6 protein-coding genes are annotated in these 7349 nt (G+C 68.7%); 5 read left to right on the top strand and 1 reads right to left on the bottom strand.

Annotated elements, in window-relative coordinates:
- Positions 1–1323 (bottom strand): hypothetical protein (locus ACI3KS_RS19350; protein ID WP_404920172.1); only part of this gene is annotated, 1323 nt, incomplete at its 3' end.
- Between the two features lie 96 nt (positions 1324–1419).
- On the opposite strand from ACI3KS_RS19350, the gene mtrA reads away from it, so the two are divergent.
- The 5 genes from mtrA (at position 1420) to hpf (ending at position 7100) form a co-directional block, all read left to right on the top strand.
- Positions 1420–2100 carry an MtrAB system response regulator MtrA gene (mtrA, locus tag ACI3KS_RS19345; protein WP_404920171.1) on the top strand — a complete coding sequence of 227 codons (681 nt, stop codon included), beginning with the start codon at positions 1420–1422 and terminating at the stop codon, positions 2098–2100.
- Positions 2101–2107: 7 nt separating this feature from the next.
- Entirely contained in the window at positions 2108–3799 is a 1692-nt protein-coding gene (gene mtrB, locus ACI3KS_RS19340) for an MtrAB system histidine kinase MtrB (protein ID WP_404920170.1), read from the top strand.
- Positions 3799–5577 carry a GerMN domain-containing protein gene (locus tag ACI3KS_RS19335; RefSeq protein WP_404920169.1) on the top strand — a complete coding sequence of 593 codons (1779 nt, stop codon included), beginning with the start codon at positions 3799–3801 and terminating at the stop codon, positions 5575–5577. Before mtrB ends, ACI3KS_RS19335 begins: the two co-directional genes overlap by 1 nt.
- Positions 5578–5683: 106 nt before the next feature.
- The gene (locus ACI3KS_RS19330) at positions 5684–6319 is read left to right on the top strand and encodes a ComF family protein (protein ID WP_404920168.1); all 636 of its coding nucleotides are present in this window, start codon (positions 5684–5686) and stop codon (positions 6317–6319) included.
- 124 nt (positions 6320–6443) lie between these two features.
- Positions 6444–7100 carry a ribosome hibernation-promoting factor, HPF/YfiA family gene (gene hpf, locus ACI3KS_RS19325; protein WP_404920167.1) on the top strand — a complete coding sequence of 219 codons (657 nt, stop codon included), beginning with the start codon at positions 6444–6446 and terminating at the stop codon, positions 7098–7100.
- Positions 7101–7349: the final 249 nt, after the last annotated feature.

The following is a 7349-nucleotide window of genomic DNA, read 5'->3' as shown; positions in this document are numbered from 1 at the left end:
CCTCTGCGGGGGGTACTGCTGCTGGCCGTCTGCCTGCTGCTGGCCATATGCCTGTTGCGGATACGCGGCGGACGAGATCTCCGGCGCGTATCCGGCCACCGGATACGCCTGCGCCGGGTAGGACGGTGCCGGATACGGCTGCTGCCCGTAGTCCTGCTGCGGGTATCCGGGCGCGGGATATCCGCCCGGATACTGCGAGGCCGCGTATGCCGCCTGCGCCATGGCCCATTCCGGCATCTGCTTGGGTGGCGGTGCCTTCGACACTGCTCGCGCGGCATCCACGACGAACGGGTCGCCGATCTGATCGTCACTCCACCCGAGGTCCCGGCGTTCGACATACGACATCAGAGCCTGATCCAGGCCCTCGTAGCGCATCCGGCTGTCGAGATAGACGAGGCTTCCGGCCGTGCTCTGCACGACCGCTCCGATCGCCTGGACGGCGAGTACGAGCACCTGGGGGATCATCGTCAGCATGACGTACCCGAGCACTTGGCTGGGCTCGGGGTCGCCGGTGGGTGCGATGATCGTGCCGAGCAGCGTCGACAGCAGCGTCGTCGGCACGTTCATCACGCCGGCCGCGGTGCCCATGATCACGGCGATCAGCGCGGTGGCGCCGAACGCGACCCAGAACCGGCCCCGGGTGAGCCGCCATGAGCGCACGAGGGCGGAGCGCAGCGTCGCGCGCTCGAGGACGAGGGCGGACGGAACGAGCAGCAGCTTGGTGTTCAACCACACGAACAGCGGGATGCTGCCAAGTGTGAGGATGACGATGATCGCGATGACCGGCCCGATCATCGCCTCGGAGCCGCTGGACGCCGCGATCAGCACGAAGACGATTCCGAAGACGAGGAGGATGAAGCCGAAGACGGCGAGGCCGATGAGCAACGAGTATGCCGCCAGCCGCCAGAACGCCGGTGCCATCCGCTTCCACAGAGTACGGAGCGAACCCTTCACACCCAGCGCGCCGTACCCGACCTCTGCGGCGACGACGCCCTGCACGAGTGCGGTGAAGGCCACAGATGCGAGGGAGACGACGACCACGGCGATGAGGTTCAGACCCAGCGCTCCCGCGGCGACCGCCTCGAAGTCCGGCGACGACGGCGAGAGCGATTCGAGGCGTTCGAACGTCGTGTACGACATGACGCCCACCAAGGCCGACGCGGCGATGCCCACGACGAGTTGGATGATCACGGCGAAGCCGAACAGCACCTTCGGGTTGTGTCGCAGCACCGCGAAGGATCGGGACAGGATCATCCCGAACGTCAGCGGATGCAGGGGAATGAGGCCCCGTTTCGGGGCGGGTGTCCAGGTCTGACCGCTCACAGCACTTCCCTCCGTCGTGCGCTCCCATCGTGTCACAACACGTCGGCGCGGCGTAGACACCGGATCCGTGGTACTGAGTGCCATAAGGTAACAGTTATGACCTCACGCATTCTGGTGGTCGACGACGACACAGCGCTCGCCGAGATGATCGGCATCGTGCTGCGCACCGAGGGATTCGAGCCGGTGTTCTGCGCCGATGGCGCACGAGCGGTCGACGAGTGGCGCGCGCAGCGCCCCGACCTCGTACTGCTCGATCTCATGCTCCCCGGGATGGACGGGATCGAGATCTGCACGCGCATCCGTGCCGAATCGGGTGTGCCGGTGATCATGCTCACCGCTCGCAGCGAGACCGCCGATGTCGTCCGCGGTCTCGAAGTCGGGGCGGACGACTACATCGTCAAGCCCTTCAATCCCAAAGAGCTCGTCGCGCGGATCCGTACGCGGCTCCGCCCTGCGCCCCAGACCGTGGGCGAGCAGTTGCGCGTCGGCGACCTCTCCGTCGATGTCGATGCGCACGAGGTGCGCCGCGGAGGGGAGCCGATCGCGCTGACGCCGCTGGAGTTCCAGCTGCTCGTCGCGCTCGCGTCCAAGCCGCAGCAGGTGTTCTCGCGCGAGATGCTGCTCGAGCAGGTGTGGGGCTATCACTACAAGGCCGACACCCGCCTGGTCAACGTCCACGTGCAGCGCCTGCGGGCCAAGGTCGAGCTGGACCCCGACAACCCCAAGATCGTCACGACGGTGCGCGGCGTCGGCTATCGTGCCGGAAGCGTCGTCTAGGCGCACCGTGGCCGCCGGAGGTGCACCCACCACGACGGTCGTGGTGCTGCGCGACTGGCGTTCCTGGCCCGAGACCCTGGGATCGTCGTGGCGCCGGTCCCTGAGGTTCCGCACGCTCGCGATCACCCTGATCCTCACGTCGCTCGCGATCTTCGTCGCCTGCGTGACGATGGCGCTCGTGATCCAGAGCGATCTGTTCGAATCCCGCAAGAACGATGCACTCGAGGACGCCCGACGTGCGATCGACTCCGCCCAGGCCACCCTCGACTCCGCGGACGTCGGCGATGAGCCCGACGCGCTGCCGGCGCTCTGGACCAGCATCCAGGAGGACATGCGGCGCAACTCCACGGCCGAGGGCCTTGCCGGCATCCGGATCGATGTGGACCCCGAGACGGATGCCGCTGAGGCACGTCTGAGCGGTTTCACCGCAGGGCTCAACACGACGCTCATCACTCAGGCGCTCCGCACCAGCGTCATCGAGCTCGGCGATCGACAGTCCTCCTGGCAGTCCGTGGCGCTCGAGATCTCGGAGCGCACGGTACCGGGGGTGATCGTCGGCCAACAGCTCGTCGTGCCGCAGGCCGGCGCATTCCAGGTCTACTTCTCCTACGATCTCGCCGACGCGGATCAGACGCTGAGCTTCGTGCAGCGCACGCTCTGGATCGCCGGGATCGGTCTGGTCGCGATCGTGGCGGCGATCTCCTTCGTCGTCGTGCGCAGCGTCTCGACACCGATCGTCGAAGCGGCGGAGACGAGCGCGCGGCTCGCCTCCGGCGACCTCGGCGTGCGCATCGAGGTGCGCGGCGAGGACGAGCTCGCGACGCTCGGGCGCTCCTTCAACGCGATGGCCGACAGCATCGAAGCGCAGATCAAGGAACTGGGAGAGCTCTCGCTCGTGCAGCAACGGTTCGTGTCCGACGTGTCGCACGAACTCCGAACGCCGCTCACGACGATCCGCCTGGCTGCGGACATGCTCAACGATCAGCGCGACGACTTCGACCCGATCATGGCGCGGACGACGGAGCTCATGCACGCGCAGGTGCAGAGATTCGAGGTGCTGCTGTCGGATCTGCTCGAGATCAGCCGATACGACGCCGGATCCGTGCAGCTCGAGCTCGAGGCGACGAGCCTCGCCCAGCTGGCCGAGGACATGATCGAGGAGATGCGGCCGCTGGCCGATGGTCGCGACACCGAGCTCCGGCTGGTGGCCCCGGGCGGCTATTCCCCGGTCGACATGGATCCGCGTCGAGTGCGGCGCGTGCTGCGCAACCTCATCGGCAACGCGATCGAGCATGGCGAGTCCCGGCCGATCGTGATCACGGTGGACAGCAATCAGCATGCCGTGGCCATCGGGGTGCGGGATTCCGGTCTCGGCATGGAGCCTGCGGATGCCGAGCGGGTGTTCGACCGGTTCTGGCGGGCGGACCCCTCTCGGCAGCGGACGATCGGCGGAACCGGCCTCGGACTGTCGATCGCGCTCGGGGACGCCACACTGCACGGTGGAACGCTCGCCGTGTGGTCGGAACTCGGAGTGGGAACGAACTTCGTGCTCACCCTGCCCCGCCGCGGCGGGGTCCTGGACGGCCCGTCACCCGTCGCACTCGAGCCGGACGACGTCCCGGCGGAGTTCGGAGACGCGACCCAGCCGATCGAGTTGGCTGACCTGCCGCCGCATCTCTTCGATGAAGGGAGCCTGTGATGGCACGACGCCTCCCGAGGGCGCTCCGCGCGGTCGCTGCGGTCGCGGCGGTTCTGTCGCTCGCCGCCTGCACCGGCCTGCCCACGTCCGGTGACGTGAAGCAGGGACTGGCGCTCGGCGCGTCGGAGGAGGAACCCGACATCCTCCTGCTCGCCTCCGGTCCCAGCGACGGGTCGAGCCCGAGCAGGATCGTGGATGACTTCCTCGAGGCGGGGATCACCCCGGCGAACAACTGGGAGATCGCGCAGCGCTTCCTGACGCCGGAGCTCGCGGAGGAGTGGCGTCCGAGCGCCGGGGTGTCGATCGACGAGAGCGCGACGTCGCGGACGTTCACCAGTAGCGCGGATCAGGAAGCCGACGCCGAGACCGACGGCTCGGATGCGGGTGTCGACGTGGAGGGTGCTGATGCGGATGATGCGGATGCCGCGGAGGGCAGCGTCGTCGAGGTCGAGGTGAAGATCGAACTCGTGGCCGCGGTCGACGAGGCGGGTGCGTACTCGGAGGAGACCGGGACGACGACGCTGGCGTTCTCGGTGCGCAAGACCGAGGGGCAGTGGCGCATCTCCGAGGCGCCGGACGGCGTCGTGATCGATGAGTCGCGCTTCGGACGCGTCTACGAGGACTATTCGCTGCAGTACTTCGACCAGACCTGGACGCGTCTCGTCCCCGACGTCCGCTGGCTCCCGCGCCGCACCACCATCGCGACCGCGCTCACGCAGTCGCTCGTCGCTGGCGTGCCGAGCCCGTGGCTGGAGTCCGCCGTCCAGAGCGCCTTCCCCGCTGACGTGCGGCTCGCGCGCGACGCCGTGCCGATCGTCGACCAGGTGGCCATGATCGCGCTCAACCGTGCGGCGCAGAACATCGACGACCTCACGCTGGCGCGCATGCGCACCCAAGTGGAGGCGACGTTCGCAGCCGCGGGCGTGCGCGTGAGCGAAGTGCGCTTCACGGTCGACGGCAGCCCGCTCGACGCCGGAGTGGTCAAGGTGGTCGCTGACCCCAACGACTCCGGAGCCATCGTCTTGCGGGGTGAGGAGTTCGGCACGATCGTCGGTGGCGAGATCACCCCGATCGGAGGGGTGAGCGACGAGGTCCTCACAGTGGCGTCCCGGCTCCGGACCGCGGATGTCTCCGCGGATGGCTCTCGTGCGGCTCTCACGCTCGACGACGGACATGTCTATCTGGCCGGCGACGGGAGCGTGGATCCGCTGGACTCGCGGTCGGGTCTCGTCGCGCCGTCGCTGGATACCTCCGGCTTCACCTGGTCGGTGCCCTCGGGAGCGCCGGGGCAATTGTCCGTCTGGGACGGCGACGGAGTTGCCTATCCGATCGCCGACGCATGGCCCGACGCATCGGAGGTCTCGGCGATCCGCGTCGCCTCCGACGGCGTGAGGATCGCGGCGGTGGTGACGATCGGCAGCGAGCGCTGGGTCGTGGTCTCCGCGATCGTCCGCGACGAGAGTGGAGCACCGACCGGGCTGGGGGCGATGGAGCCGCTCGGCAGGCTCGACGGCGCGGCGCGAGGGCTGGTGTGGCTCGGAGCCGATCGCCTCGGCATCCTCATGGAGCAGGACGGTCCCCGGATCGTCGTGCAGATCGTCGGAGGAACGCGCACGATCGAGAGCGCACCCGCTGGCGCCGCGACGATCGCAGGGGCGCAGAGTGCGACCGGGATGCGTCTGCTCGACTTGGCGGGAGTGCTGTTCGCGAGGAGCGGTTCGTCCTGGCGTGAGTCGACGACGGGCATCGCCCTCCTCGCCACGCGGGCAGGGCACTGACCGCAGGTTCGTCCACATTCACGGCTGGGTCGCGGTTGTGCGCCGAGCGCGTCTCCGCGGCCTCGCGGCAGGGTGTCCCGGGCCTGTGATGATGCATGCTTCGGGGATGACGTCGATCGAGTCACTGCGCGCCGTCGGCGCCGAGATCGGGGCGCTGCTGCTGGCGGCCAGCTGCCCCGGATGCGGCCTGCCAGGCACGCTGTTGTGCGATGGATGCCGGGCACGGCTGCGGGCCGCGCCCGTCGAGGTGCGGACGCCACGAGGGATGCCGGTGCGCGCTGCGCTGGCGTACGAGGGAGTCGCGGCCCGATGCATTCGCCGTCTGAAGGGCGAGGGACAGACCCTGCTCGCGCACCCGCTGGGGGCGGCGCTCGCCGCGGTGCTCCCCGAGGACGGCGTCGAGCTCGTGCCCGTCCCGACATCGAGGGCATCCTTCCGACGCCGCGGCTATCGCGTCCCGGAACTGCTCATGCGCCGCGCCGGCGGCACGGCGGTCCGTGCCCTCCGCGCGGTCGGTCGGACGGCGGACCAGCGTGGTCTCGGGGTGCAGGAGCGTGCAGAGAACGTCCGAGGCAGCATGGTCGCGATCCGGACCGGCAGGGGAGCCCGGGCGGTGATCGTCGACGACGTGATCACCACCGGCGCCACGCTCGACGCCGCGGCCGAGGCTCTCCGCGAGGCGGGTTTCGACGTCATCGGTGGGGCGGTCCTGGCAGCCACCGAACGCCACAGCAGAGCCTGAGCGGATTCACCGGCGACACGGAGGAAATGACCCGTGACTTTGGTGCCCAGGCCGACTACGGTGGGTCGGAACAAGGCGACCACGGTCCGCCCTTGGCCGGGAGGACCGGGACAAGGAGGCAACAATGGAGACAAGCATCGTTGGCGTCGGAGTGGGTATCACCGATCGCTTCCGAACCGTTGTCGAAGAGAAGATCGCCCGCGTCCAGACACTCGCGCCGCGAGCGCAGCAGTTGGACGTGAAGGTCACTCATCGTGTGTACCGCAACGGCCGTGTTCCCGATGAGACGGTCGAGTTGACGCTCATCGGCAAGGGGCCGGTGGTCAGAGCCGAAGCCACGGACGGAGACAAGTTCGTCGCTCTCGACCTCGCCGTCGACAAGATGTCCGAGCAGCTCCGCCGGGCCAAGGAGAAGCGAGTCGACGGGCGTCATCACCCGCGAGGCGCGCACTTCGAGAAGGGCAGCGGCTCTCTCGAGGGGATCGACGTGGTCCCGGCATCCGTCGATGTGCTCCACGCCGTCGCCACCGGAAGCGTGCCCGTGCAGAACGAAGAGGAAGAGGCATACTCTCCCGTCGTCATCCGCACCAAGAGCTTCGACGCCGAATGGATGACGGTCGAAGAAGCCGTCGATCGCATGGAGCTCGTCGGGCACGACTTCTTCCTGTTCGTCGATGTCCGCTCCGACCACCCCAGTGTCGTGTACCGCCGCAAGGGCTGGGACTACGGCGTGATCGCGCTCGCGACCCAGGCGCCGCCGTCCGAGGCCCTCGCGTCCTGATCTGAACCGGAACGGCCCGGCTCCTGAGGAGCCGGGCCGTTCCGCGTCCGTGCGGCGACGCGACAGATCGCGGACCGGGTGACGAATCACGGATGCTTCCGCGTGATCCGTCCGGGATGCGTCATCGGTTCCGGTGATCGTCCGGCGGACAGGCCCGGTCGGGTCAGTCGAAGATGCCGTCGAGCAGGCTGCCGATCACGAGGCCGCCGAGGATTCCGGAGGCGATGTCGCCGCCACCACCTCCACGGC

The organism is Microbacterium sp. ZW T5_45, from assembly GCF_044987415.1.
GTDB lineage: Bacteria > Actinomycetota > Actinomycetes > Actinomycetales > Microbacteriaceae > Microbacterium.
This window is presented reverse-complemented; position numbering and strand designations above follow the sequence as displayed.